Below are 26,471 nucleotides of genomic sequence, written 5' to 3'. Positions count from 1 at the left end.
AGAACCTGCGGAAGCCACTGCTGCACGCCGCCGTTCGCAAATCCGAAGACGTAAGGCGCCATAATCAGAAGGGCGCCCGTCACGTAGTCGATGATGCCGTGAGTCTTTGTGTCGATCATATCAAAGCTTCCTTTATTGCCACGAGTTCAGATTCAACAACCTCTTCCACCCAAAGTTCCCGGACGTCTTCCGCAAGCTGTGCGAGCGCTGTAACGGGAGCGAGTGCTCCATCCGTCACTGAAGAAGGCCGGCCTCCCTCGCCGCTGCGACGAACGCGTCCCCTACAGTCTGCCGAGCTGACCGAACGCCTCAGAAAGGCGCAGCGCCTGAGCATGTTGGCGAAAGGCTGGCCGGAAGAGCGTGGAAGCAGCTATAACGCCGCCCGCCAACATTCGGCTGCGTCTAGACCTGCACCTGTTCTCGCCGCTCTCCTCTGTACGGTGGCCGACCCTTGCTCCATTCGAAGGCCGCAGCCTCTCTTCAGCTGGAACTCGCTTCGCTCGCCCCTGTTCGAGTGCCCTCAGGTTATTAAGGGTCAGATGACCAGATGAAGCTGCTGATCGAAGAGGCGATCATCCCTTGTCCAGGGTCTTCTCTCAATTTGGTCGGCTGAAACGTCTGGAAGCCATGTGACTTTGTCAGGATATCCATTTGTATCTGACAAACCCGCTATGGAGGGGATTTCAACCTTGGGCGAATTACAAACGTTGCTCGAGGATTTCGACTTGCCCCGCTCGCGTAGCGCGGAGGAGATCATCACGCAAACGCGCATAATGGAGCATGAGGGGCAAGGGGTGTACAGGCATAGGACAAGTAACCGGGAATGGAGCCTGCTGTGGGTAGCGCTCGAAGCAGCGATCCTGCAGAGGGCGTCTCCGGTGCCCGTTGAGTGGTGCAACGCCAATCTAGATGCGAGAGCTAGGAGCACACTTGCTTCGATCCCCAGAAGGGCGTCGTTCTAGACGTCGGATGACAGTGGCGGCTTCCCCTGTTACAACACCAGCCATTCCATTCGCGCCTCCTAACATGCCATCCGGTTTACTCACATAATCTCGTCCATGCTCTGAGTCCGCTTCGGTCGACGCGCCGGTTATTGTCTGGTCCGACCCTGCCGAACCCGATCTTACACCCCCCTGTCGGAATCCCCTCTCCCCATCCGTCCTTGCCTCATATAACCTCGCCGGCGCCACCGCCGGCTTTGTTCGGGAGAGGGTCATGGCACGTGCATATCGTTGGGTGATCGTTGCCGCCGGCGGGCTGATGGGCTGCGTCGCGGCGGGAACCATGTTTTCGCTGGCGATCTTCCTGGAGCCGGTGGCGAGCGAGACCGGCTGGTCGCGCGCCGGCATTTCCACCGCCATGACGCTGAACTTCCTGGTCATGGGCGTCGGCGGCTTCCTCTGGGGCTCGCTGACCGACCGTTTTGGCGCCCGGATCGTGGTCCTGATCGGTTCGGTCCTGCTCGGCCTGGCGCTGGTGCTGGCAAGCCGCGCCGAAAGCCTGCTTGCCTTCCAGCTCGCCTATGGCACGCTGGTGGGCCTTGCCGCCAGCGCCTTCTTCGCGCCGATGATCGCCGCCGTGATGACCTGGTTTACCGAGCAGCGCGGGCTTGCCGTCTCGCTCGTCTCCGCCGGCATGGGCATGGCGCCGATGACCGTGTCGCCGCTCGCCCGCACCCTGATCTCCGCCTATGACTGGCGCACCGCCATGCTGATGATCGGCGTCGGCGCCTGGGCGTTCCTCCTGCCGACCGCCCTGCTGATCCGCCAGCCGCCGGCGCTGTCGGAAGGGGAACAGGCGGAGGCCGTCGAAGCCCGCCGACAGCCGCTGTCGCGCCTCCTGCTCACGCCGCAATTCCTCGTGCTCGGCTTCACCTTCTTTGCCTGCTGCGCCGCCCATTCCGGGCCGATCTTCCACATGGTGAGCTATGCCATGCTCTGCGGCATCGCCCCCTGGCCGCCGTCAGCATCTACAGCGTCGAGGGGCTGGCGGGGCTCGGCGGCCGCGTGCTCTTCGGCGTGCTCGCCGACCGGATCGGCGTCGAGCCGGTGCTGGTGGCGGGCCTCCTCGTCCAGGCAGCCGTGATCTCCCTTTATCTCGCCGCCGACAGTCTGACGAGCTTCTATACGCTGGCGGTGATTTTTGGTGGCACCTATGGTGGCGTCATGCCGCTCTATGCGGTGCTGGCGCGGGAGTATTTCGGGCCGCATGTGGTCGGCACCGTCTTCGGCGCCGCCACCATGCTGTCCTCCGTCGGCATGGCCTTCGGGCCGCTCGCGGGCGGCTGGGCCTTCGACGCCTTCGCCAGCTACCAGTGGCTGTTCATCGGCTCCGCCCTCGTCGGCCTCGGGGCGGTCCTCATCGCGCTTGCCTTCCCGCCGCTGCCGGGCAAGGAGGCAGAACCGGCCGGCGCCGTGGCCTGAGAAACCTTGCCGCCGCCGGGCCTTCGCCCTAGCCTCCCGTCACGACAAGAAGGAGCGCATCATGGACGACGTCACCGGCGGCTGCCTTTGCGGCCAGCTCCGCCTCACCGCCCGCGGCAAGCCTTACCGGGTCGGCCTCTGCCACTGCCTCGACTGCCGCAAACATCACGGCGCCCCGTTCAACGCTTCCGCAATCTTCCCGGCCGAAGCCGTGACGATCGAGGGCGAGACGTCGGAGTTTCGCGGCCGGCATTTCTGCCCCCGCTGCGGCTCCTCCGTCTTCGCCGTCAGCGACGACGAGATCGAGGTGGCGCTCGGCGCGCTCGACGCCCCCGACCAGTTCACCCCCAGCTACGAGCTCTGGACGATCCGCCGCGAAAGCTGGCTGGCGCCCTTCGCCCTGAAGCACCATTACGAGCGAGACCGGGACGGCACCGGCCGCACGGAGGATTGACGTCACCGCACGGCGACAGCGTTTACGCGTTTCCCTTTTGTACTCATTTTCCGCCGCGCCCCCTTCACTTTCCCCCGCCGACTCGCCATATTCCGCCCATGGCCAGATCCCCCCGCAAGTCCCCCGCCTCGAAGGGTTTCGAAGAAGCCCCGCAATCCCCGTTTGAAGGCGCGCCGCTCTCCGGCAGCGTGTCGGACTGGGTGAAGCAGATGGAGGCGGAAGCGGAAGCGTCCGGCATCGAGACGCAGCGCGAGATCGCCTCGAAGGCCGGCAAGCACCGCAAGAAGATCGAGATCGCCGCCCGCGAAGCCGCGATCAAGGAAGCGGCCAAGGACAAGCCGAAAACGGCAAAACACACCACGGCCTCGAAAACCGCCCGCGGCGTCTCCATCGGTGCCTCCTCCGACCCGAAGACCCGCGCCGCCGCCGGCCTCAACCCCGTCGCCGGCATGGACATCAGCCTCGAGGACGCCCAGTCGCTTGCCCCCGGCGCCGTCACCGCCACGGTGGATGCGCTGGCGAAGCTGATCGAATCCGGCAATCCGCTGTTCAAGGACGGCAAGCTGTGGACGCCGCACCGCCCGGCCCGGCCGGAAAAGTCGGAAGGCGGCATCGCCATCCGCATGGTCTCCGACTACGAGCCCGCCGGCGACCAGCCGACCGCGATCAAGGACCTGGTCGAGGGCATCAACACCGGCGAGCGCTCCCAGGTGCTGCTCGGCGTCACCGGCTCGGGCAAGACCTTCACCATGGCCAAGGTGATCGAGGCGACCCAGCGCCCGGCCGTGATCCTCGCCCCCAACAAGACGCTTGCCGCCCAGCTCTATTCGGAGTTCAAGAGCTTCTTCCCGGACAACGCGGTGGAGTATTTCGTTTCCTATTACGACTACTACCAGCCGGAAGCCTATGTGCCGCGCTCCGATACCTTCATCGAAAAGGAATCGTCGATCAACGAGCAGATCGACCGGATGCGCCACGCCGCCACCCGTGCCATCCTCGAGCGTGACGACTGCATCATCGTCGCGTCGGTCTCCTGCATCTACGGTATCGGCTCGGTGGAAACCTATACCGCCATGACCTTCCAGATGTCGGTCGGCGACCGGCTGGATCAACGTCAGCTCTTGGCCGATCTCGTCGCCCAGCAATACAAGCGCCGCGACATGGATTTCCAGCGCGGCTCGTTTCGCGTGCGCGGCGATACCATCGAGATCTTCCCTGCCCACTTGGAGGATGCCGCCTGGCGCATCTCCATGTTCGGCGACGAGATCGACGCCATCACCGAGTTCGACCCGCTCACCGGCCAGAAGACCGGCGACCTGAAGAGCGTCAAGATCTACGCCAACTCCCACTACGTCACGCCGCGCCCGACGCTGAACGCCGCCATCAAGTCGATCAAGGAGGAGCTGAAGCACCGCCTCGCCGAGCTGGAGGCCGCCGGCCGGCTGCTCGAAGCCCAGCGGCTGGAACAGCGCACCCGCTACGACATCGAGATGATGGAAGCGACCGGCGCCTGCAACGGCATCGAGAACTATTCGCGCTATCTCACCGGCCGCCGCCCTGGCGAGCCGCCGCCGACGCTCTTCGAATACATCCCCGACAACGCGCTGATCTTCATCGACGAGAGCCACGTCACCATCCCGCAGATCGGCGGCATGTATCGCGGCGATTTTCGCCGCAAGGCGACGCTGGCCGAATACGGCTTCCGCCTGCCGTCCTGCATGGACAACCGGCCGCTGCGCTTCGAGGAATGGGACGCCATGCGGCCGCTCACCGTCGCCGTCTCCGCCACCCCCGGCAACTGGGAGATGGAACAGGCCGGCGGCGTCTTTGCCGAACAGGTCATCCGCCCGACCGGACTCATCGATCCGCCGGTGGAGGTGCGCCCCGCCAAGAGCCAGGTCGACGACGTGCTCGGCGAGATCCGCGAGACCGCCCAGAAGGGCTACCGCACGCTGTGCACCGTGCTCACCAAGCGCATGGCGGAAGACCTCACCGAATACCTGCACGAACAGGGCGTGCGCGTCCGCTACATGCATTCCGACATCGACACGCTGGAGCGCATCGAGATCATCCGCGACCTGCGGCTGGGCGCCTTCGACGTGCTGGTCGGCATCAACCTCCTGCGCGAAGGCCTCGACATTCCCGAATGCGGCTTCGTCGCCATTCTCGATGCCGACAAGGAAGGCTTTTTGCGCTCCGAAACCTCCTTGATCCAGACCATCGGCCGCGCCGCGCGAAACGTCGACGGCAAGGTCATCCTCTATGCCGACAAGGTCACCGGCTCCATGCAGCGGGCCATGGACGAAACCGCGCGCCGGCGCGAAAAGCAGATGGAATACAACACCGCCCACGGCATCACGCCGGAATCGGTCAAGCGCAACATCGCCGACATCCTCGATAGCGTCTACGAGCGAGACCACGTCCGCGCCGATATCTCCGGCGTCTCCGGCAAGGGTTTTGCCGATGGCGGCCACCTCGTCGGCAACAACCTCCAGGCGCATCTCAACGCGCTGGAAAAGGACATGCGCAACGCCGCCGCCGACCTCGACTTCGAAAAGGCCGCGCGCCTGCGCGACGAGATCAAGCGCCTCAAGGCCGTGGAACTGTCGGCCATGGACGATCCCATTGCGCGCCAAGAGGCGTCGAGCGCCGAAGGCGCGAGGGGGAACGGAAAGAGCGAAGCGAGAGCACGGGAACGGGCCGGCAAAGCGGACAGAAATGGTGGACCGAGCGGCCGCCGCGGGGCGATCTCCCCCCTTGAGGGGGAGATGTCCGGCAGGACAGAGGGGGGCACTGCACCCTCTGCGCCCGAAGGCTCACCCCCCTCTGCCCCTAACGGGGCATCTCCCCCTCAAGGGGGGAGATCGGGTACGGCCGCCTCCTACTTCGCCAAGCCCACCCTCGACAACATGGGCCCCGGCACCGACATGCCGACACCCCTGTTCCGCAAGAACACGCTGGACGAAATGACCGTCGGCCGCACCGAAAAACCCCTGCCCGGCAAGCTGCCGGCAAAGCCGGGCGCGCAGCGCCCCTCCTCTCCCTCGGTGGGAGAGGATAGTTCGCCCCAAGAGGCGCAGCCGATTGGCGAGGCGAACTTGGTGAGGGGGTCTGGCCAGCGCGTCTCGCCGCTCCTGGAGGGCCAGCCGGAGCGTGGCGACCCGTCCCCCGTCATCCGCGGCAAGGTCGGCGTCGGCTCCTACGAAGATCCCGGCGAGCAGAAGCGCAAGGGGCGGACCAAGGGCAAGACGGGGCGTCCGGGGCGGTAAACAAATCTTACCATGGTTTTCGTAGCCGCCCAAGCCATAGCCGATCAGCTCAAACGCTATTCGTTGGGATAGTACAGGTCATTCATTTTCCGGGCCATAGCTGCGTACTGACTGGATTTGTAGTCTCCGTACTGAAAGGTACTAATGCCAACTAAAATTTTATCGTACGAACTTTCGTTCATCTCAATGCCCTTCGACAGCGCTATTCTGAAATAATTGAGGAAGCCAATGATAGTTGTAGTGTTGAGCACCCCTGACCCGTCTTTGGTTTTTATCTGCCATTGATCTGGGGCCGAATTAGCTTTCACACGATCCAGCCACCGCCGGATCTCGTGGAAGCAGTACTCAACATATTGATCAAGAAGCTCTGCTGACTTCCCCGACTCCAACAGCTTTTGCTTCTCAGGATGATTCCATCGAGAGAAGAGAGGACCATCAGCTGTCAAATTGACGAGGTGCCGCACTCCGTAGCTTATCACAGTCGTCGTCTTCAACCGGGTCTTGTCATAGAAGTACTTGACAAAGATGTCAGCAGCAGCGCCAGAGCGATTAAGGCGCGTGAGCACCCTCTTCGCGATAGATGTGGGGTCGTACGGCGTGATTATGCTAGAAATGGCGTGTTTGAGGTCGGATTTAGCGCCAGTTTGATTGGAGTTGATCTCAAGGAAGATCTCCGCCTCAAACTTTACCCGGTCCTGCTCACTTATCTCGTCGGGATAGATGATGCCCGTCACCAATAGATTGAGTCGCTTTCTTAGCGGCCCGATCTTGTCATCGTACCTACCGCCCTCATGATATGAGAAAACACGATGCTGACCGTCAATGAGGCCGATGGTATTGAATTTCTTTGGGATCTGTATGGTGGCAGGAACCGTCTTATGAAGACCGGAACTATCGATAGTCTTGTCATACTCATCAACCAGCCTGCACGATGACGGCAAGGTCACAATGATGTTGTTCAGGAATACCCGCCCCTTACTGTTTAGATAGCTCCTAATACTATCTATCTTGCTTTGCGATATAAGCCTCTGGTAGAGCCACTCGGAGTCTCTCCAGCCCTCTTTGCGTAGAACGTAAGCTCGCTCTAGCAGAGCTTCTGGACTTATGTAGAACGATACGACTTTATATTCGGAACCAAGGTTTGAATGCGATTCAGGGAGAAGTGACCCTTTGAAAGGGTCTCGGGACACGCCAGAAGTAGTATGACAATTTTCTCCTGCATCCTCAAATTCGACGTCCAGAAAATCAAGCATCTCAGAGCGAGCTGACTTCTTAATCGATGAGGTCAACGCCTTGAAGTACATTGCGGTAGGGTAATCATAGAACTTGACGTAATTGATCTGCTTTTTGAGATCTTCGTCAGGATCGGTGGTAGTACAATATATGATCCGGAACTGCAGCTTCGACACGTGATATTTTGAGGCAGAAGACTTAGTAAAATCCTCGGACTTACTGCTCAGGAAGGTGGCAAACTTCGACGTATCGCTCACGATCTTGTCGTAGAGAAAATGCTTCTTCTTGAGGTGCTCCGAGTGTCCATTGCGCTTCGTTGTGTATTCGACGAGGACAATGACATTTTCCCAAACAAATATATCATCGAAATCGGAAGTAGTGCCTTCGTAGGTGAATTCTTTATCCGCAAAATCCAAGTTGCGTCGAAAGCCTATCTCGCTGATGCGTTCCGGACTAGCCGTTTATGTGCGGCCTTCCGTCTGCGATCCGCGAGTTCTTCCTTGCTCAGCTTCTTTGTACCCTTACTCCCCTTGCGTCTTGCCATGCCCCCACTCCACAGGCAGTGCGCCACCTTTTGATTTACGTTAGGCTTAGTTACAGGCTTTCCCAGCGGACGTAGCGTCAACTCCCCTTGCCTAAACTGCCGAAGGCGCTCTCGCGCAAGCATGGCGTAATTGAGATCGCGCTCGATACCCAGTGCTCTGCGCCCATGCTTTTCGGCAGCGATAACCGACGCCCCGACCCCCACAAATGGATCAACCACTAGATCGCCCGTATCCGTCAGTGCGAGCACACAACGCTCCACTAGTTCGACCGGGAACTGGCATGGATGCATTGTCTTCTCCGGATGCGCAGCTTTCACATTAGGGATTTCCCATACAGTATTTATCTCGAAGGCCTCAACCGGCCGAAACTCCCAAAAATCCGACGGGTTCTTCCCGAGAGGATTTCCGCTTGGAGTGCCCGCCTTGCTCGCTTTCCGAGCAGCATGTCGCTTACCCGGATACAACTGGGGAATCCTGACGGGATCTAAATTAAATTTGTAGTTGTCGCCGCGCGTGAACCACAAAACAGTCTCGTAACGACCCGAGAAGCGAGCCGTATTGTTTAACCCGAAATTGAAACGCCAAATTATCCGGTTTCTAAGCTTGAAGCCTTGCTTGAAGAATACCTGGTAAGCCAGATAATCCAGCGGGAAAATTTCATTGTCCCGCACTTGGTTGCCTACTTGCCAACAAACGCTCCCCGTCCGCTGGAGCTTCTGCTTCAAGACCTCAACTATCGCCTCCATGAACCTTCGATACTCGACCTCAGAGAAGCGGTCAGCCTTCTCATATCGTTTGCCAATGTTGTAAGGAGGTGACGTTACTGCGAGATCGATGTGCCGTCAGCGACAAGCGATAGATGCTCTAGCGCATCTCCCGTTACGATCGGATCTATTAGAAGAGGTGAGACATACTGGTTCATGAGTTCAACTTCCGATGGCATTGCGTAGCGCTTGGACTTCGATTCGTCTAGCCCACTCGCTAGCTGCACATAACGTCTAGGTCGACTATCGGTACCTCACGAACGCTCTCAAAAATACCTCAGCCGGACCAACAGCCGCCTACGCCCCCAAAAACCGCACCCCCACCCACCAAATATTAACCACTTAACCCCCTCCACATTCACCTCCCCCAAACCTGTGCCCATACTTCCCCTGTCCCGCCGCGGATACACCAGGAGGCGTCCTGGCGAGGCGGGGCCGGCGCTGGTGGTGAAGGGACGACGTGAACCTTCATCATCGGGGTTCGCGGAAAATGGTCTCCCTCCGGCGACACGGGGGAAGCAGATGGTTCCGGACCGGCCACCTGCTTCTGATGCCCGAAAGAGCGCGCCGGGCGTGCCTATGCGGCACACAGGGGGGTCGATGAGGATGGTGTCGCCGGACCGTCAAGTCCGACGAGATGCCGGGGCGATAAGCCTCGGAACCCGGGAAACCGGCGGTCAAACACCTCCCCATTCGACCTTTGCAGAGAGACCGGAGTCGCGGGCAGAAACCGCCGAGCGGGGCGCTGAGAGGTGCCACATAAACTAAATTACGAGGCAGCTTTCAGCGCCCCGTCCAACACCTGCTTCGTCCTCCTCGGGAGAGCGAAGCGAAAACCGAGGATCGCCAAGGGGTTACCATGTCCGATGCAAAGCCACCTGCCTACGATGCCCAACTCGCCGCCCGCACCGCCGAGGCGCTGGCCTTGCCGCACCTGGTCTGCCGGCGCCGCGCGTGCCGCCGCAAGAACCGCTGCCTCTGGTGCTTCCGCTCCACCGGCGAGCGCTGCTGCATGAGGAACCTGACGGCCGAGCAGCGCCGGATCTTCGACACCGTCTATCATGAGGCCAATGCCGCCTGGCATTTTCTCGGCACGGACCCGCATTGGTTCGAGACGCTCGAAGGCCCGCGACGGGCGGCGGACGACCTGGGAATCGCAATTGCCCGAACCCACTCCCATCGGTGGCGGAGCGAGAAATGGGATGCGGCGTGGCGGACGCGGGAGAAGCTGCTGGCGCAGTTCGACAAGGAGCGGACGTCGGGGAAAGACGGGTTGGCAGGGGGGAGAGGATGAGGCGCTGCGATTCCAGCAGGCGTCGCAGGGGGTCGTGTGTGACGCGCCGCCCCCCCCGGCCCTGCGCTTGCGCTCCGGGCGTTCGGTGCGGCAGGAGGCCGAGGATGACGCGGCGCCCCCGGCCCTTCGCTTTGGGCTCAGGGCGTTCGGTGCTCAAAACGCTCCACTGGAGCGTTTTGCCGGGCGCGTTGCGCCCGGACGCGCCTCACCCCACAAACGCCCGTTCGATGACGAATTCGGCGGGCTTATTGTTGGCGCCCTCGGTGAGGCCGGCCTTTTCGAGCAGCAGTTTGGTGTCCTTCAGCATCGCCGTGGAGCCGCAGATCATGCCGCGGTCGGTCGCCGGATCGAGCGGCGGCACGCCGAGATCGGTGAACAGCTTGCCGCTCTCGATCAGGTCGGTGATGCGGCCCTGCTGCGGGAAAGACGGGTCGCGGGTCACCGTCGGGTAGTGCTTGAGCTTGTCCCCCACGAGCTCGGCCAGGAACTCGTGGTTGCGGATCTCCTCCATCAGGTCGAAGCCGTATTTCAGCTCCGCCACCTCGCGGCAGGTATGGGTGAGGATCACCTCGTCGAACTTCTCGTAGGTCTCCGGATCGCGGATCAGGCTCGCGAACGGCGCGATGCCGGTACCGGTGGAGAACATGTAGAGGCGCTTGGCCGGCGTGAGCGCATCGAGCACCAGCGTGCCGGTCGGCTTCTTGCGCATCAGCACCGTGTCGCCGGGCTTGATCTTCTGCAGGTGCGAGGTGAGCGGCCCGTCCGGCACCTTGATGGAGAAGAATTCCAGTTCCTCGTCCCAGGCGGGACTGGCGATCGAATAGGCGCGGTAGATGGGCTTGTCGCCGACCATCAGGCCGATCATGGCGAATTCGCCGGAGCGGAAGCGGAAGCCGGCCGGGCGCGTCATGCGGAAGCGGAACAGGTGCTCGGTAAAGTGCTCCACCGCCAGCACCGTCTCGGCATAGACATTGTCCGGCACGGCCGGCTTGGTCTGCGCCCCGGGGGCAACGAAGTCTTCCGTCTTGGCTGGAGCGTTCATGCGGCGTCCGTTTCGCTTGGGTCTGAAATCCTGCCGGAGCGAGATATACCATCCGCCCCGGCATTTGAAGGTATGCGCGTGCATATGCCGCGTGGTGCCCGGAAAATATGTGCGGGAGAGTCCGCTTTCAACCGGTCAGGCACCGGCGGAGCGGCGGCGCCAGCTGTAGCCGGGGGCATCCGCTGCCGGTCGCGCGGCGGGCTGATAGTGGACGGGAATGGCCGGCAGCCGGCCTTCCGCCAGCCGTCGCAGCGCCGTCTCGTTGGTCACGGCAAAGCTGTCGATCCCGACCCGCAGCATCAGCGGGATCTGGTCGATCAGCACGTCGCCCACGGCCCGCAGCTCATTTTGATAACCCAGCCGTTCCCGCAGCAGCGAGGCATGCGAAAATGCCCGGCCGTCGTTGAAGGCGGGAAATTCGACCGCGACGATCGCCAGCCGGTCGAGATAAGGCTGGAGCCGCCGCACGTCGTCGGCGGGCCTGATCAGCGCGCCGAGGCCGACGTCGTTGCTCGCCTCCGCCTTCTCGATCAGCTGGTCGAGGGCCAGCAGCGGTTTCTGTTCGCCCGTCGCGGGGTTCTCTTCGGTCTCGACCACCCAGGGGTCGATTTCGACGAAGCCGGTTTCCTTCCAGATCCTTGTCATCATCCGCCCCCTCAAGCCGCTTCCGCCGTCGAACCGTAGAGCGCATCCTTGAACGGCTGCGGCCCGACGCGGCGATAGGCTTCGAGGAAGGTCTCGTCCTTGGAAAGACGAAGCCCGAGATAGGTGTCGACGATGGTCTCCACCGCATCGGTCACCTTGGCCGGCTCGAAGCCGCGGCCGATGATCTCGCCGATCGAGGTGTTCTCGTCGCCCGAACCGCCGAGCGTGATCTGGTAGAGCTCCGCGCCCTTCTTCTCGACGCCGAGCAGCCCGATGTGGCCCACGTGGTGATGGCCGCAGGCGTTGATGCAGCCGGAGATCTTGATCTTCAGCTCGCCGATCTCGGCCTGCCGCTCCGGTGATCCGAAGCGGGTCGAAATCTCCTGCGCCACCGGAATCGACCGCGCATTGGCCAGCGCGCAATAGTCGAGGCCGGGACAGGCGATGATGTCGGTGATCAGCCCGGCATTGGCCGTCGCCAGTCCCTGGGCAACAAGGGCGCGGTAGACCGGCTCGAGGTCCGCCAGCGCCACATGCGGCAGGATGACGTTCTGCTCATGGCTGATGCGGATCTCGTCGAAGGCGTATTCCTCGGCGATATCGGCAATCGCATCCATCTGCTCGTGGCTGGCATCCCCCGGAATGCCGCCGATGGGTTTGAGCGAAATCGTCACCATGCCGTAGTCCGGGTGCTTGTGCGGCTGGACGTTCTGGTCCACCCACCGGGCAAACTCGGCGTCCTGCTTCTTCCAGCCGGCGAGCTGCGCCCAGCCTTCCGGCCGCTCCGGCAGGGCCGGCAACGCGAAATACCGGGTGATCGCATCGATATCGGCCTGAGGCAGCGTCAGCTCGGTGCCCTTGAGGTGCGAGAACTCTTCCTCCACCTGGCGGGTCAGCTCCTCGATCCCCGTCTCGTGAACCAGAATCTTGATGCGAGCCTTGAACTTGTTGTCGCGGCGGCCGTGGAGGTTGTACACGCGCATGATCGCGGTGGTGTAGGTCAAAAGATCTTCTTCCGGCAGGAAGTCGCGGATCTTCTTGGCCACCAGCGGCGTGCGCCCCTGCCCGCCGCCGACATAGACGGCAAAGCCAAGCTTGCCCTCGGCGCTCTTCTTCAGGTGCAGCCCGATGTCGTGAACCTGGATCGCGGCCCGGTCGCGCTCGGCGCCGGTCACGGCAATCTTGAACTTGCGCGGCAGGAAGGAGAATTCCGGATGAACGGAGGACCACTGGCGCAGGATTTCCGCATAGGGCCGCGGGTCGGCCACCTCGTCGGCAGCCGCACCAGCGAAGTGGTCGGCGGTGACGTTGCGGATGCAGTTGCCCGAAGTCTGCAGCGCGTGCATCTCGACTGTTGCAAGCTCCGCCAGGATGTCCGGCGTGTCGGAGAGCTTCGGCCAGTTGTACTGGATGTTCTGGCGCGTGGTGAAATGCCCATAGCCGCGGTCGTATTTGCGCGCGATATGGGCCAGCATGCGCATCTGCCGTGCGTTCAGCGTCCCATAGGGGATGGCGACGCGCAGCATATAGGCATGCAGTTGCAGATAGACCCCGTTCATTAGCCTTAGTGGCTTGAAGGCATCTTCCGCAAGTTCGCCCGACAAGCGGCGGCCGACCTGATCGCGGAACTGCTCCACGCGGCTCGACACGAAGGCATGGTCGAATTCGTCATAGCGGTACATGAGACTTCCTCAGACTGCGATAAAGGCGGCGTCGGCGGGGTGGTAGCCGGCGGCATATTCCATGGTCGGGCCGGCAGCGCGAATGCGCTCGCGCAGGCGCGTTGGCCACAGCTTTCCGTCCACCTCAGCGACATCGATGACGTTGACGTCAACAACCCGGTTGGCGGCGAAGTCTCGTTTGCCGATCGCTTCCAAGGAGGCAACGGCCTCGGCGTGGCGGGCAGCGAGAGCGTCCTGCAGGCTCTCCACCCACTGGCCGTTGGCGTCCAGCCACACGGCAATGCCGTCGCTCAGCCGGTTGGCGGTCAACACCTTGTCACTCATCATTCGGTTCCCATTCCTTGCCGAACCACGGCCATCCTTGCGGAAAGCGGCTCGGATCGTTCGAAATTTGCGCCGGCGACAGCCTCGCCGATGATCACCATCACGGGACCTGCGAGGTCCTCGCGCCCCTCCAGATCAGGCAGTTCGCGGAGGATGCCATGAAAGAGTCGGCGGTCGGAGCGGCTCGCATTTTCCACCACGGCCACCGTAGTGTCCGGCGAAAGCCCGGCTTCCATCAGCCTGCCGGCCACGGAGGCCGCGACCGTACGACCCATGTAAACGGCGACCGTCGCGCCGGAGATGGCAAGCCTTGCCCAGTCTGGCAGTACGTCGCCGGTGAGGTCGTGGCCGGTCGTAAAGATGAGCGAGGAGGCGACACCACGCAGCGTCAGCGGCAGATCGAAATCGGCGGCGGCGGCAAAGGCCGAGGTGATGCCAGGCACGATCTCATAGGAGATGCCAGCTTCGCGCAGCGCCGCCATTTCCTCGCCTGCCCGGCCGTAGACCAGCGGGTCGCCCGATTTCAGGCGGACCACGCGCTTGCCTTCCTGCCCCAGCCGCACCAGCAAGCAGTTGATCTCACTCTGAGACTTGGAGTGACAGTTCTTGCGCTTGCCGACCGACAGGCGCTCAGCGTCACGACGCCCCATGTCCACGATCGCCTGCGGCACCAGCGCATCGTAGACGATGACGTCGGCTTCCATCAGCACGCGCTGCGCGCGCAGCGTCAGAAGGTCTTCCGCGCCGGGTCCGGCGCCGACCAGCCAGACATGGCCTTCGGCCCTGCCGGAGCTGGAAAACAATCTCTTGGCTGCGCGACGGGCGGCAGACAAGTCGCCCGCCTCGACGCTGTCAGCGACGGGGCCCATGAAGAAGCGGCGCCAGAAGACGCGGCGCGAGACACCCTTGGGCACGAGCCGATCCACGGCGTGGCGGTAGTCGTCGGCAAGCGACGCCAGACGGCCGAGCGAAGGCGCCAGCATCTGGTCTACCCGAGCGCGGATCATCTGCGCCAGGACCGGACCAGCGCCTTCCGTGCCGATCGCAACGGCAACGGGCGCGCGGTTGACCAGTGCAGGGGTCAGAAAGTCGCAGTAGTCCGGTTGATCGACGGCATTGGCCGGAATGCGTGCGGCGCGTGCGGCCGCGACGATCGCCTGGTCCTGCGCCGAATCGCCGGTGGCTGCGAAGACGAGCACCGCACCCTCAACCTGGTGGGCTGTGAAGGGAGTCGAGACAGTCTCGATGCTCTCCGTCGCGAGGAAGTCTCTATAGTCCGCCTCCGGCCTGTCGCTGAAGGCGACAATGCGTGCATCCGTATTCCGCAGCAGGCGCACCTTGGCGTAAGCTTCTGCGCCGTTTCCAAACACCGCGACCATACGATCGCTGACTTTGAAGAAAGCGGGAAATGCGGACAGTCGCCGAGTTTGGCTCACGGAAGACTCCATAATCATACCTTTCTTATCGCAGAATGGCCGCGTTCGTTGAAGAAACGGAAATCCCGCTCGGTCGGTGGATGGGCATTTCTGTTTCCAAGTTCATCGCCCTAGGAGCAAAAGGGACTGTAGCCATCCTGGGCCACGAATGCCATGCAAATGCTGGACCATTCCCGGGCAGGTCGCCGCAAAGGCCGACATACCTGGGGGGTGTGGAACGCTCTTCTCACGCCAGCCCGAGCGAGAGGCAGCATCTTGCAACTTGGCACTTCATTGCCAAAGCGCCTGCGAATAGGGTGCATAAAACAACAAAGGAATCGGCCCGTGACCTCACCAGCTCAACCGCTTCGCCTCCTCGAGGTCATCGAGACGACTATTCTTCCGCTGACGGAACGTGGTGTGGCTGCGGGCAATAAGGTCTTCGGAGCGGCAATCCTGAGGAAGGCGGACCTGTCGCTGGTGGTTGCGGAGACTAACAACGAGCTTGAAAACCCGCTATGGCACGGCGAGGTGCACACGCTGAAGCGCTTCTACGAGCTTGGGGAAAAGCCTGACGCGAGGGAGCTGATTTTCCTGTCCACACACGAACCGTGCACCATGTGCATGTCGGCGATCACCTGGGCGGGCTTCGACAACTTCTACTACTTCTTCAGCCACGAGGATTCGCGCGACGCATTCGCCATCCCGCACGATCTGAAAATCCTCAAGGAGGTCTTTGGCCTTGAGCCGGGCGGGTACCACCGGCAGAATGCCTTCTGGCACTCCCACGCCATAGCCGATCTGATCGAAGCCGAGGGGGAACCGCTGCGAACCGCTCTGCTGGAGCAATCTGCCCGCATCCGCGCGGCCTATGACAGGCTTTCCCTAAGCTATCAGGTGGGTAAAGCCGACAACTCAATTCCGCTTCGCTAAGGTGCACGACAGGAACAAGACATGGAAGCGTCCAGAGACATTTCGCGGCTGATCGAGATCATGGCGGCATTGCGCGACCCGAAAGCCGGCTGCCCCTGGGACATCGTGCAGACCTTTGAGACGATCAAGCCCTACACGATCGAGGAGGCCTATGAGGTCGCCGATGCGATCGAGCGCAACGACATGGATGATCTTTGCGAGGAGTTGGGAGACCTCCTGCTACAGGTTGTGTATCACGCACAGATGGCTGAGGAGGCGGGCGAATTCTCCTTCGGAGACGTCGTCCACGCCGTGACCCGCAAGATGATCCGCCGCCACCCCCATGTCTTCGCCATCTCCGATGCCGACAGCCCCAAAGCCGTCAAGACGCAGTGGGACGAGATCAAGGCGGAAGAAAAGCGAGAGCGTGCAGAGCGACGGGCGCGGCGCGGCAATACCGAAGACTTCAAGGCAGGCTTCCTCGGCAGCGTGCAGCGCAGCCAGCCGGCGCTGACGGAGGCGCTGAAGCTGCAGCAGAGGGCCGCCAAGGTCGGTTTCGACTGGTCGGAGGCCGCACCGATCCTCGACAAGATCGAGGAGGAGATCGGCGAATTGCGCGAGGCCTTGCGCGGCGGACAGAAGGACAAGGTAAAGGATGAACTCGGCGACCTCATCTTTGCCCTCGTCAACATCGGCCGCCATATCGACGCCGATCCGGAGGATGCGCTGCGCGGCACGAACACAAAGTTTCGGAGTCGGTTCAGGCACATCGAGACGGAACTTCAGAAATCAGGCGAGACGCTTGAGGCGGCGACACTGGAGCAGATGGAGGAGCTCTGGCAGGCGGCGAAGGCAATGGAGCGGTAGCCGCTCAAGCGGCGGCGGAGGGATTACGGCGGGAAGCCGCATGCTCGGCATACCGCGATGGCGGCATCCCGACCAGCCGCGTGAAGGCGGTACTGAAGGCGCTGGCGGAGCCGTAACCGATGCGTTCGGCAATCTCCTGTAACCCTGCCTGCCCTGACTGCAGCAGGTTCTTTGCAAGCGCCATGCGCCAAGAGGTCAGGTATTCCATCGGCGCCACGCCGACCTTCTGCCGGAACCGGTTGAAAAAGGCGGAGCGAGAGAGAGCGGCCTCCTCAGCCATCTGCTCGACGGTCCAGGGCTTGGCCGGGTCCTGGTGCAGACGATGGATCGCGAGCCCCAGCCGCGGATCCGCAAGTGCCCGCACAAGCCCGTGCGGTGCAGCTTCCGCGGCGGACGACCGCAGTGCTTCCATGAGCAGCACCTCGAGTAGCCGTTCGAGGATCATCTCGCGCGCCGGCCGGCCCGTCCGCGCTTCCTCGGTGATCAGCTGGACCAGCATCGACAGCCGCTTCTCTCCACGGATGTGCAATAGCTGTGGCAAGAGCGAGACGAACAGCTCGCTGTCGGGCGAGCCGAAGATAAAATGGCCGATCAGCATGCGGACATCCGCAGGACCTTGCGGATTGCCATGGCGCGTTTCTCCTTCGAGCATGGTGATGGTCCACTGCGCCTCGTCGTTCTCCTCGGGCTCGGCCACGCTTGCCATGCTGAAGGCGAAGGCAGCAGGGATCAAGACGAAGTCTCCCTTCTGCAAGATGATGGGCCTGCGACCTTGGACCGACAAGCGCGCGCTCCCCTCCAGCACCACACAGTAGAAGGGCTCGCCGCATTCGAGGCGATCGACGCGCCAGGAGCCCGAGCCGCTGACGACTTTCGACAACGGAGCGGCGGGAGCAAGGACTTGCACCACCTGGGCGAGAGGATCTGCCAAAACGATACTCCTGATAACGTTTACGAGACTTCTCATTATAGAGAATCTCCCGCTGAAGATCCATAATCCATGACGCAAGAACATGGAGACAGATATGAAAACGGCACTTATTACCGGCTGCTCGTCCGGCTTTGGCCTCGAGGTCGCGAAGTTCTTCCTCGAACAGGACTGGCGCGTGGTCGCAACGATGCGCGCACCCCGAGACGGCGTCCTCCCCTCCTCCGATCGCCTTCGGGTTCTGGCGCTCGACGTGTGCGATCCCGAAAGCATCCGCGTAGCGGTCGAAGGTGCCGGTCCAATCGACGTTCTGGTGAACAATGCGGGCATCGGCTGGATGAACGCCGTGGAAGGGACGTCGATGGAGACCGTCCGCGACATCTTTGAAACGAACACCTTCGGCACGTTGGCGATGATGCAGGCTGTGCTGCCTCAGTTTCGCGAGCGCCGAGACGGCGTCATCGTCAACGTCACCTCCGCCGTGACGCTGAAGCCGCTGCCGCTCCTATCGGCCTATACTGCCAGCAAGGCGGCCGTGAACGCTTTCACCGAGTCGGCCGCGCTCGAGCTTGAGCCACTCGGCGTGAGGGTGCGGCTGGTCCTTCCGGGACGTGCGCCGGAGACCAGCTTCGGCGACACCGCGCGCAGCCGGTTGCAGGGCCAGGGCGGATTTCCGACTCCGTACGCGGATTTCGTCAGAGGCATCTTCGACGCACGGGAACAGCAGGCGGACGCGAAGGTCACTCACCCGGCCGATGTGGTTGCGGCGGTGTGGCAGGCGGCGACCGATCCATCGTCGCCCTTGCGTATCCCAGCCGGCGCAGATGCAGTGGCACTTTCTGGATAAGGCATCCTTGGACGGGAACGGTTCTGCCTCCCCTATCGGTCGTGCATTCCCTTGCCGGCCAGGATCCGGTCGCGGCTCCTGGCGATGCGCGACCGGCGCGTCGCCGGCTGCTTCGGTTGGGAGAAGTGAAGGACGTAGCCCCGTCGGCGGCCGGGCGTCAGCGCCTCGAAAGCGCCTTGAAGGTCGGGATCTTCGTCAAGTGCCGTGATCAGTTCCTCCGGGTAAGCGAGATCGTCCTTGGGCAGGTCAACCTTGGCACCCGCCCTCTCCAGCTCGACCGCCTCACGGATGCAGTCGCGGATGGCCGTCTCGGCTCCGATGATCTGCTCGAGGGCGGTAAAGCGCATGACGCGGGAGGAGCGGGAATTTTCACCGGGAGCCACGAGAAGCCCCTCTGGATCCTTCAGGAGAACACCCTTGAAGAAGCCGAGCGTAGCGCTGTCCTTGAAGCCCCAGAGCAGCGCGACATTGCCGCCTTGGACGGTGTAGCAGGGAGAGCTCCACTTGAACTCTTCCGCCAAGCCGCAATCCAGCAGGATGCGGCGAAGTTCCCCGAGTTCCGCCTGCCATGGCCCTGGCTCGGAGAAGAATGCGTCGATCTTGTCACTGTCGTGCTGCATCCCCGCCTCCTCCGACCCCGCTACCGCTCCCAGTTTTCCTTTTCCGGCCTGGTGCCGTTGCCGAGCTTGCGCTCCAGCTCTGCCGCCTGGCTTTCGGAAAGCCTCACGTCGAGCTCGACGGATCCATCCTCGAGGTCTTCCCGCTGATCGACGATGGCGTTCTCATAGATCCATGACACCAGCGCCAGCTTATCCGCGGGTATGGTGATGGTGGCCTCGGTCAACACGCCCGAAAGGCGCTTGGCGATCTCGTCCATCAACTGCTCAACGCCCTCGCCCGTGACGGCTGAAAGCGCCATGACGTTGCGGCTGGATGCTGCCCGCTCGGCCAGCGCATCATGCTGCTCGGGCGCCAGGCGGTCGATCTTGTTCCATACCTCGATGATGCGCTCCTCGCGCTCCTTCTCGTCGATCCCGAGATCGGAGAGGATGCGCAAGACGTCGGCCGACTGGGCGCCGTTGTCGGGGTCCGACATGTCGCGCACGTGCAGGATCAGGTCGGCTTCGAGCACCTCTTCGAGCGTGGCGCGGAAGGCGGCGACGAGGTGCGTCGGCAGGTCAGAGATGAAGCCGACGGTATCAGAGAGGATCACCGTGCGGCCGTGCGGCAGCTTCATGCGGCGCAGCGTCGGGTCGAGCGTCGCAAACAGCATGTTTTCCGCCAGGACACCCGCGCCGGTGATGCGGTTGAAGAGCGTCGACTTGCCGGCGTTGGTATAGCCGACGAGCGCCACGATCGGATGCGGCACCTTGCGGCGCTTGGCGCGGTGCAATTGGCGGGTGCGGACCACCTGCTCGAGCTCGCGCTCCAGCTTGACGATGCGCTCCTGCAAGAGCCGGCGGTCGGCCTCGATCTGGGTTTCACCGGGCCCCCCCATAAAGCCTGCGCCACCGCGCTGACGTTCAAGGTGGGTCCAGGAGCGGACCAGGCGGCCCTTCTGGTAGTTCAGATGCGCCAGATCGACCTGCAGCGTACCTTCCTTTGTGGACGCACGTCGGCCGAAGATTTCCAGGATGAGGCCCGTCCGGTCAATGACCTTGGCGTTCCATTCCTTCTCAAGGTTGCGCTGCTGCACAGGCGTGAGCGGATGGTCTATGATGACCAAGCCGGCATCATGCTCATCGAGCAGAGCCTTGATCTCCTCGATCTTGCCACTGCCCATCAGGGTCGCCGGCTTCGGCTGCGCGACAGTGACGATCAGCCCCTGCGCGATGGTGAGGTCAATGGCGCGGGCAAGGCCCGTCGCCTCCTCGAGCCGAGCCTCGTCGGAGCGGTGAGCAACCGGTGCGGCGGCATCTGTGACGGCCGAACGCCCTGCCCGGTTCTGCTTGAGCACCGGTACGATCACCAGGGCGCGCATGTCGTCCCGCCGACGCTCGGTTTCCGGGATCATCGATTCATTCGAAGTGTCGCGATTTGTAATCTCGAATTGTCCTTAAGCGGCAGTTTCCTCGCTCTCGAACATCTGCATCGGCTGGCCCGGCATGATGGTCGAGATCGCGTGCTTATACACGAGTTGGGAATGGCCGTCACGGCGCAGAAGCACACAGAAATTGTCGAAGGAGGTTACGACCCCCGTCAGCTTCACGCCGTTGATCAGGAAAATAGTCAAAGAAATCTTTTGCTTGCGAACCGTGTTGAGAAATAAGTCTTGCAGGTTCTGAGAACGTTCCGCCATAGCGCCGCTTCTTTCTATATTGCCGGCGTGAGGCGCCGGATCATGATCACGCTGTCAGAGATGACCGGGAAGCGCCCTCGTTGCTTCCCTCCCCCAAAATCCTCGTTATCAAATCGGCGTGTATTCCGCAATGTGCAAAAAGGCGCCCTCCCGGCGGCGCCCGCCGGGCGACGAGATCCTCCTCCGAAGCCGGAGTGGATCTCCTTGCGCTAGAAGTACTGAATGGAAACGCGGAACATCTGCTCAACATTCTTGACCGCTTCGGCGGTCGAAAACAGCACGACGCGGTCCTTTGCCTTGATCTTGGTGTCACCGCTCGGCCGGATCACCTTACCGTCGCGGTAGATCGCGCCGATGCGGATGCCGTCGGGCAGATCGAGCTCGCGGAAAGGCTTGCCGACGAGCGGCGAGGTTTCCAGCGCCTCGGCCTCAATCACTTCCGCAGAACCCTGCTGGACGGCGTAGACGGAGCGAATGCGCCCCTTGCGCACGTGCTGGAGAACGCGAGAGATCGTCACGGCGCGCGGATTGATCTGCGCGTCGATGCCAACCGTCTTCGTGACGTTGTTGAGGGACGAGCTGTTGACCAGCACGAGGTTGGATTTGCAGCCGAGCGATTTCGCCATGACGGCGCCGAGGATGTTGATCTGGTCGCTGTTGGTCAGCGTCACCATCAGGTCTGCATCCTGAACATCTGCCTGCTGCAGAATGTTCTGGTCGAGCGCCGAACCGTGCAGGACGACCGTATGACGCAATTGCTCCGATACCGCCGCCGCCTTCTCGCGATCGGTCTCGATAATCTTCAGGCGGGTTTTCGGCTGCAGTTGTTCGATCGTGCGCGCGACGTAATGGCCAATGTTGCCGCCGCCGGCAATGATGATCCGCCGTGCTTCCTGCTCCTCATGGCCAAAGAGGCCGAGCGTGCGGCGAACGTGCTCGCGCTGGCAGATGACATAGGCAAGGTCGCCTGCATGCAGTTGATCGCTGGAATGGGCGATCGACAGGCGGCCACCGCGGAAAATTCCTACAACGGTCGCCATCAGGTCGGGGAAGAGATCGCTCAACTGCTGCAGCGGCGTGTTGAGAACAGGGCAATCTTCCATGCACTCGATCGCAACCATGGCAATGGAGTCCTCGGCGAAACGAACGATATCGGTCGCCCCGGGGAAGGAAATGCGTCGCAGCACCATCTTGCCCACCTCGATCTCCGGGGAAATCGTCACATCGATGGAGATGTTCTGGCGGCTGAACAGGTCGGAATACTCCGGCTGCAGATAGCTCTGCGCACGGATGCGGGCAATCTTTGTCGGCACGTTGAAGGCGGCATGGGCAACCTCGCAGGCGACGATGTTCACCTCGTCATAGAGGGTGACCGCGATGATCATATCCGCCTGCTCTGCCCCAGCCTTGGCCAGCACATCCGGATGTGCCCCGTGTCCGACATATCCGCGGACATCGAGAGTCTCGGTGATGGCGTTGACCAACGACGCAGACGTGTCGATCACCGAGACGTCGTTATCCTCTTGCGAAAGGCGCTCGGCGATACCGTAGCCGACCTGCCCTGCACCGCATATGATGACTTTCATGGCTGCTCTTTCATCGGCTTGACGGCCGGAAGGGGAAGGTGATCGACGTTATACGCCGAGCGACTTCAGTTTACGGTGAAGCGCCGAGCGTTCCATACCGACGAATTCCGCCGTGCGCGAGATATTCCCTCCAAAGCGGTTGATCTGCGCCATCAGATAGTCTCGCTCAAACATTTCCCGGGCTTCGCGCAAGGGCAGCGTCATGATGTGATGATTGCCGTTGGACGAAACCTTCGGAAGCATGTCCCCAAGGTCGGTGGGCAGCATGTCCGCGGAGATCGCCGTATCAGGCCCGTCCGTACGGGCTAGGATCATCAGCCGCTCGATGTTGTTGCGCAGCTGGCGAATGTTGCCAGGCCAGTCATGCGCCTGCAGCACCGCCATGGCATCCTCACCGATCCTGCGGGGTCGGATGCCCGCCTGTTCAGAGATCTGTCGCATGAACATGTCGACGAGGAATGGAATGTCCTCGCGCCGTTCTGCAAGTGCCGGCACCTTGATCGGCACGACCGCGAGACGATGGTAGAGATCCTCGCGGAAGATGCCTTCGGCAATCAGGCTCTCCAGGTTGTAGGCCGTCGAAGAGATGATGCGAACATCGACCTTAACACGCTTGGATCCGCCGACGCGCTCGAACTGCTGGTCGACCAGGACGCGCAGGATCTTGTTCTGAGTCTCCCGCGGCATCTCGCCGACCTCATCGAGATAGAGAATACCACGGTGAGCTTCTTCGAGAGCGCCAATCTTGCGCGGCTGGCCCGGCCCGCCTTCCGTGCCAAAAAGGGCAATCTCCATCCGCTCAGGCGTGATGGTCGCCGCGTTCAGTGCGACAAAGGGACCATTGGCACGGGCGGACTTCTTGTGGACCATGCGCGCCACCAACTCCTTGCCGGAGCCCGAGGGGCCGAGAATCATGATGCGGCTGTTGGTGGGCGCCACCTTGTCGATCGTTTGGCGCAGTTGAGAAACCGCCACGGAGGTGCCGACGAGTTCGACCGCATCCCCTGTGCGCTTCTTCAGTTCACTCACTTCGCGCTTGAGATTGGAATTTTCCAGCGCCCGCTCCGCGATCAGTATCAGACGGTCCGCCTTGAACGGTTTTTCGATGAAGTCGAAAGCTCCACGTTTGATCGCGGACACAGCCGTCTCGACGTTTCCGTGGCCCGAAATCATCACCACGGGCAGGTCGGGATGGCGGCTCTTGATCTCGTCCAGCAGCGCCAGGCCGTCCAGCTTCGAGCCCTGCATCCAGATATCCAGGAAGACGAGGCGCGGGACGCGGTCGGAGATCGCGGCCAGCGCACTGTCGCTGTCGTGGGCGGTTCGGGTCTCATGTCCTTCATCGGAGAGGATGCCGGAGACGATCTCCCGGATGTCAGCTTCGTCGTCAACGACCAGAATATCAGACGCCATATGCGAATTCCTTGTCGGTTCCAGTTTCGGCACCGCCGACCGACACCACGTGCGGTAGCAGCACCCTGATCATGGCGCCGCGGCCTTGATCGAATTCGGAAGGCGCATCATGCAGTTCAAGCTGCCCCCCATGCTCTTCAATGATCTTCTTGACGATCGCCAATCCCAGTCCGGTACCCTTTTCCCTCATGGTCATATAGGGCTCGAGTATCCGATGGCGGTTCTCGGCGGGTAGACCGCTGCCATTGTCAATGATGTCGACGACGAAGGTGTCACGGCTTGAATCAAGTTGGGCCCGGACCCAAACCTTTCGTCCGTCTCGCTCCTGGTCACCCGGCACCGACTCTATCGCCTCCACCGCGTTCTTGACGAGATTGCCAAAAGCCTGGCCGAGCATACGGGCATCGAACATGCCCGTAAGCGGCGTTTCGCCAAGCTCCCGGATGAACTCGACATGCGTGGTGCCCATTTCGCGCAGAAAGACCGCATCCCGCAGGATGTCGCGAAGATCTGCCTCCTCCTTGGCGGGCTTTGGCATGCGAGCGAAGGAAGAAAACTCGTCCACCATGCGGCCGATATCGCCAACCTGGCGGACGATGGTGTCCGTACACTGGTCGAAGACCGCGCGATCATCGTCGGCGATCTGCTTGCCGTAACGGCGCTTAAGGCGTTCAGCCGAGAGCTGGATCGGAGTCAGCGGGTTCTTTATCTCGTGAGCGATTCGCCGCGCCACATCCGCCCAGGCCGTGGACCGTTGCGCGATAACCAGATCCGTAATGTCGTCGAGCGTTATGACGTAGGAATCGCGAGAAGAACTCTGCTCCTCCCGGGTCACCTGAACGCTCAGCGCACGTTCCTTGCCGCCGCGCATGAGGTTTACCTGCTTGCGGAAGTCATTGCGCGCACGGGAAGCCGCCTCCGACAGGACCTGGTCGATCTCCGGGACCACGTCGGAAAGCTTACGTCCCATCAGCCGTTCAGCCTGCAGCCCCAGAAAGGCCTCGGCCGACGGGTTGACGATGGTGATGTGGCGATCGTCCTCGACCCCGATGACGGCGGCCGTGACACCCGAGAGGACCGCCTCGATGAAGCGTCTGCGGTCGTCCACCTCGTCCTTCGCCTCGAGGATCTCGTCCCGCTGGCTGCGGATTTCGGAGATCATCTTGTTGAAGGTGCGCGACAGGTTGCCGACGTCACCGTCCGCCGTCCGAACCGGAACGACGACGTTCAGGTCGCCCTGAGCAACGCTATCGGCGGCACTGATCAGCAACCGTATCGGCCGGACGATACGATCTGCGACCGCGATCGCAGTCCAGATGGCAGCAAGCAGCACGATCAGGGCGAAGCCGAGATAGAGGATGGCAAAAGCCACCTGAAGCGACATCCGACCGGCCTGCATTGCCTGGTATTCAGCCGTGTTGTCTTCCATGAGCCTCATGGCGCTCATGACCTTCGGATCGACGGCGCGTATCGTATAAAGAAAGGAGCCCGGAATCCCGTCCAGCTTGATGATTGCCCCCACGAGGTTCGTCACCCCTGGTGGGATCAGAGTGGGTTGACCAGCCGCCGCCTTCTGCAGGGCGTCCTGAGGGATCGCCGGCAGCGGGCGTTCCGTTGCAATGTCGGCCTGCGCGATAGCCGAACCATCTTCCTGCACCAAAAAGGCGCCAAGCATGCCGCGGCCCCTCGCCTGACGCGTCATCATCTCGACGAAACCGGTCCGATCCAGATAGAACATGGCCCGATTGCGTTCGAGATCATTGGCCATGGAGACGGTCTGGCCTTGGAGATAACTGGCGTTTTCCATCATGTAGGCTTGAGCAACGTCAGTGGAGGACCTGACGATGGACTGGGTGCGGATGGAAAACCATCGATCGAGCCCCGCGCTCAATGTGATGCTGGCAAAGATAGCCACCAGAACCGCGGGCGTGATCGCCACCATTGAGAAGAGGACAACGATGCGGATGTGAAGGCGCGCCGCCGCCCGACCGCGCCTGCGGGCGCGAGACAGACGCGCGACCTCGCGCCCGATCAGATACATCAGGCCAACAACGAAGACGCCGTTGAGGATTGCCGAGGCTATGACGACTTCCGTCGTCGGAGCGACGGGTGTCAGACCGACGAGCACGAACAAAGTCAGGATGGCGCAGAGGAGAGCGCCACCGGCGAGCAGCAATCCCGGCAGAGCGAATGAGGCGCGCCGATCCTGCACGAATCCCTCGGACTCGTCCTCGGCGGCGGGCGAAAGTACGCCCTCGATCATTGCATCACTCCTCACGCGCCTGGGATCCTGCGCCGGTCGGTCCAAAGCTGAATTCAGCAGGATTCGCCGCTGCAGCTGCGTTGCGGTTAAGCAACGCTTTGTGGCGAAAATGCAACGTTCCCGCGTCTGCTGTCAAGGCGCCGATCCCCACGAGGGCGACCATACCAGAGCCCTTGCGAGGTGTAGCTGAGGATCTCGAGGCCATCTGCCACTTACAGGTATAGCCACGACCCAATCGCCGCGGGCAGCATGAACTCCCGGACGTC

General features: G+C 62.0%; 22 protein-coding genes. 8 read left to right on the top strand and 14 right to left on the bottom strand.

What is annotated here, in order from left to right; genetic code table 11:
• Nucleotides 1–1,215: 1,215 nt before the first annotated feature.
• From LXM96_RS18345 to uvrB, 4 genes are all read left to right on the top strand, one after another.
• Nucleotides 1,216–2,085, top strand: a complete 870-nt coding sequence (locus tag LXM96_RS18345) for an MFS transporter (protein ID WP_394801996.1) — start codon at nt 1,216–1,218, stop codon at nt 2,083–2,085.
• Nucleotides 2,007–2,423, top strand: coding sequence for an MFS transporter (locus LXM96_RS21900; protein WP_394801995.1), 417 nt, complete (start codon nt 2,007–2,009; stop codon nt 2,421–2,423). Before LXM96_RS18345 ends, LXM96_RS21900 begins: the two co-directional genes overlap by 79 nt.
• A 61-nt stretch (nt 2,424–2,484) precedes the next feature.
• Nucleotides 2,485–2,877, top strand: coding sequence for a GFA family protein (locus LXM96_RS18340; protein WP_240000006.1), 393 nt, complete (start codon nt 2,485–2,487; stop codon nt 2,875–2,877).
• 98 nt (nt 2,878–2,975) lie between these two features.
• Nucleotides 2,976–6,146 carry an excinuclease ABC subunit UvrB gene (gene uvrB, locus LXM96_RS18335; RefSeq protein WP_240000005.1) on the top strand — a complete coding sequence of 1,057 codons (3,171 nt, stop codon included), beginning with the start codon at nt 2,976–2,978 and terminating at the stop codon, nt 6,144–6,146.
• A 56-nt stretch (nt 6,147–6,202) separates the two neighbouring features.
• Here the strand turns inward: uvrB and LXM96_RS18330 are convergent, their stop codons facing one another.
• Both LXM96_RS18330 and LXM96_RS18325 read right to left on the bottom strand, forming a co-directional pair.
• On the bottom strand, nt 6,203–7,795 hold the full coding sequence (locus tag LXM96_RS18330; protein WP_240000004.1) for a DGQHR domain-containing protein: 1,593 nt from the start codon (nt 7,793–7,795) through the stop codon (nt 6,203–6,205).
• 14 nt (nt 7,796–7,809) lie between these two features.
• Entirely contained in the window at nt 7,810–8,760 is a 951-nt protein-coding gene (locus tag LXM96_RS18325) for a DNA-methyltransferase (RefSeq protein WP_394801998.1), read from the bottom strand.
• Nucleotides 8,761–9,547: 787 nt separating this feature from the next.
• On the opposite strand from LXM96_RS18325, the gene LXM96_RS18320 reads away from it, so the two are divergent.
• Nucleotides 9,548–9,982: a hypothetical protein gene (locus tag LXM96_RS18320; protein WP_240000003.1), complete on the top strand. Its 435-nt coding sequence runs from the start codon at nt 9,548–9,550 to the stop codon at nt 9,980–9,982.
• 205 nt (nt 9,983–10,187) lie between these two features.
• On the opposite strand, the gene LXM96_RS18315 is transcribed toward LXM96_RS18320, so the two are convergent.
• The 5 genes from LXM96_RS18315 to cysG all read right to left on the bottom strand — a co-directional run bounded on the left by LXM96_RS18315 (nt 10,188) and on the right by cysG (nt 15,111).
• Nucleotides 10,188–11,024: a ferredoxin--NADP reductase gene (locus tag LXM96_RS18315; RefSeq protein ID WP_240000002.1), complete on the bottom strand. Its 837-nt coding sequence runs from the start codon at nt 11,022–11,024 to the stop codon at nt 10,188–10,190.
• Between the two features lie 135 nt (nt 11,025–11,159).
• Nucleotides 11,160–11,669: a DUF934 domain-containing protein gene (locus LXM96_RS18310; protein ID WP_240000016.1), complete on the bottom strand. Its 510-nt coding sequence runs from the start codon at nt 11,667–11,669 to the stop codon at nt 11,160–11,162.
• Between the two features lie 11 nt (nt 11,670–11,680).
• Entirely contained in the window at nt 11,681–13,351 is a 1,671-nt protein-coding gene (locus tag LXM96_RS18305; protein ID WP_240000001.1) for a nitrite/sulfite reductase, read from the bottom strand.
• Between the two features lie 9 nt (nt 13,352–13,360).
• A complete protein-coding gene (locus tag LXM96_RS18300) occupies nt 13,361–13,675 on the bottom strand; it encodes a DUF2849 domain-containing protein (protein ID WP_240000015.1) in 315 nt (104 codons plus the stop codon).
• Nucleotides 13,675–15,111: a siroheme synthase CysG gene (gene cysG / locus LXM96_RS18295; RefSeq protein WP_394801994.1), complete on the bottom strand. Its 1,437-nt coding sequence runs from the start codon at nt 15,109–15,111 to the stop codon at nt 13,675–13,677. The genes LXM96_RS18300 and cysG overlap by 1 nt, the downstream gene beginning before the upstream one ends.
• Nucleotides 15,112–15,435: 324 nt before the next feature.
• Between cysG and LXM96_RS18290 the strand changes: the two genes are divergently transcribed.
• A complete protein-coding gene (locus LXM96_RS18290; RefSeq protein WP_240000000.1) occupies nt 15,436–16,023 on the top strand; it encodes a deaminase in 588 nt (195 codons plus the stop codon).
• Between the two features lie 21 nt (nt 16,024–16,044).
• Nucleotides 16,045–16,869, top strand: coding sequence for a nucleoside triphosphate pyrophosphohydrolase (gene mazG / locus LXM96_RS18285; protein ID WP_239999999.1), 825 nt, complete (start codon nt 16,045–16,047; stop codon nt 16,867–16,869).
• Between the two features lie 4 nt (nt 16,870–16,873).
• On the opposite strand, the gene LXM96_RS18280 is transcribed toward mazG, so the two are convergent.
• Complete coding sequence (locus LXM96_RS18280) at nt 16,874–17,800, bottom strand: AraC family transcriptional regulator (RefSeq protein WP_239999998.1); 927 nt, start codon at nt 17,798–17,800, stop codon at nt 16,874–16,876.
• A gap of 94 nt (nt 17,801–17,894) precedes the next feature.
• Between LXM96_RS18280 and LXM96_RS18275 the strand changes: the two genes are divergently transcribed.
• Nucleotides 17,895–18,644 carry an SDR family oxidoreductase gene (locus LXM96_RS18275; protein WP_239999997.1) on the top strand — a complete coding sequence of 250 codons (750 nt, stop codon included), beginning with the start codon at nt 17,895–17,897 and terminating at the stop codon, nt 18,642–18,644.
• A 32-nt stretch (nt 18,645–18,676) separates the two neighbouring features.
• Here the strand turns inward: LXM96_RS18275 and LXM96_RS18270 are convergent, their stop codons facing one another.
• The 6 genes from LXM96_RS18270 to LXM96_RS18245 all read right to left on the bottom strand — a co-directional run bounded on the left by LXM96_RS18270 (nt 18,677) and on the right by LXM96_RS18245 (nt 26,205).
• Entirely contained in the window at nt 18,677–19,264 is a 588-nt protein-coding gene (locus LXM96_RS18270) for a YdeI/OmpD-associated family protein (protein WP_239999996.1), read from the bottom strand.
• Between the two features lie 20 nt (nt 19,265–19,284).
• Nucleotides 19,285–20,658 carry a GTPase HflX gene (gene hflX, locus LXM96_RS18265; RefSeq protein ID WP_239999995.1) on the bottom strand — a complete coding sequence of 458 codons (1,374 nt, stop codon included), beginning with the start codon at nt 20,656–20,658 and terminating at the stop codon, nt 19,285–19,287.
• A gap of 42 nt (nt 20,659–20,700) precedes the next feature.
• Entirely contained in the window at nt 20,701–20,943 is a 243-nt protein-coding gene (gene hfq, locus LXM96_RS18260) for an RNA chaperone Hfq (RefSeq protein WP_029620765.1), read from the bottom strand.
• A gap of 209 nt (nt 20,944–21,152) precedes the next feature.
• Entirely contained in the window at nt 21,153–22,529 is a 1,377-nt protein-coding gene (trkA, locus tag LXM96_RS18255) for a Trk system potassium transporter TrkA (RefSeq protein WP_239999994.1), read from the bottom strand.
• Between the two features lie 48 nt (nt 22,530–22,577).
• Nucleotides 22,578–23,942 (bottom strand): nitrogen assimilation response regulator NtrX, encoded by a 1,365-nt coding sequence (ntrX, locus tag LXM96_RS18250; protein WP_239999993.1) that lies wholly within the window; start codon nt 23,940–23,942, stop codon nt 22,578–22,580.
• Entirely contained in the window at nt 23,932–26,205 is a 2,274-nt protein-coding gene (locus LXM96_RS18245; RefSeq protein ID WP_239999992.1) for a sensor histidine kinase NtrY-like, read from the bottom strand. The genes ntrX and LXM96_RS18245 overlap by 11 nt, the downstream gene beginning before the upstream one ends.
• Between the last annotated feature and the right edge of the window lie 266 nt (nt 26,206–26,471).

It is taken from the genome of Rhizobium halophilum, from assembly GCF_021648825.1.
Classification (GTDB): Bacteria; Pseudomonadota; Alphaproteobacteria; order Rhizobiales; family Rhizobiaceae; genus Neorhizobium; species Neorhizobium halophilum.
This window is presented reverse-complemented; position numbering and strand designations above follow the sequence as displayed.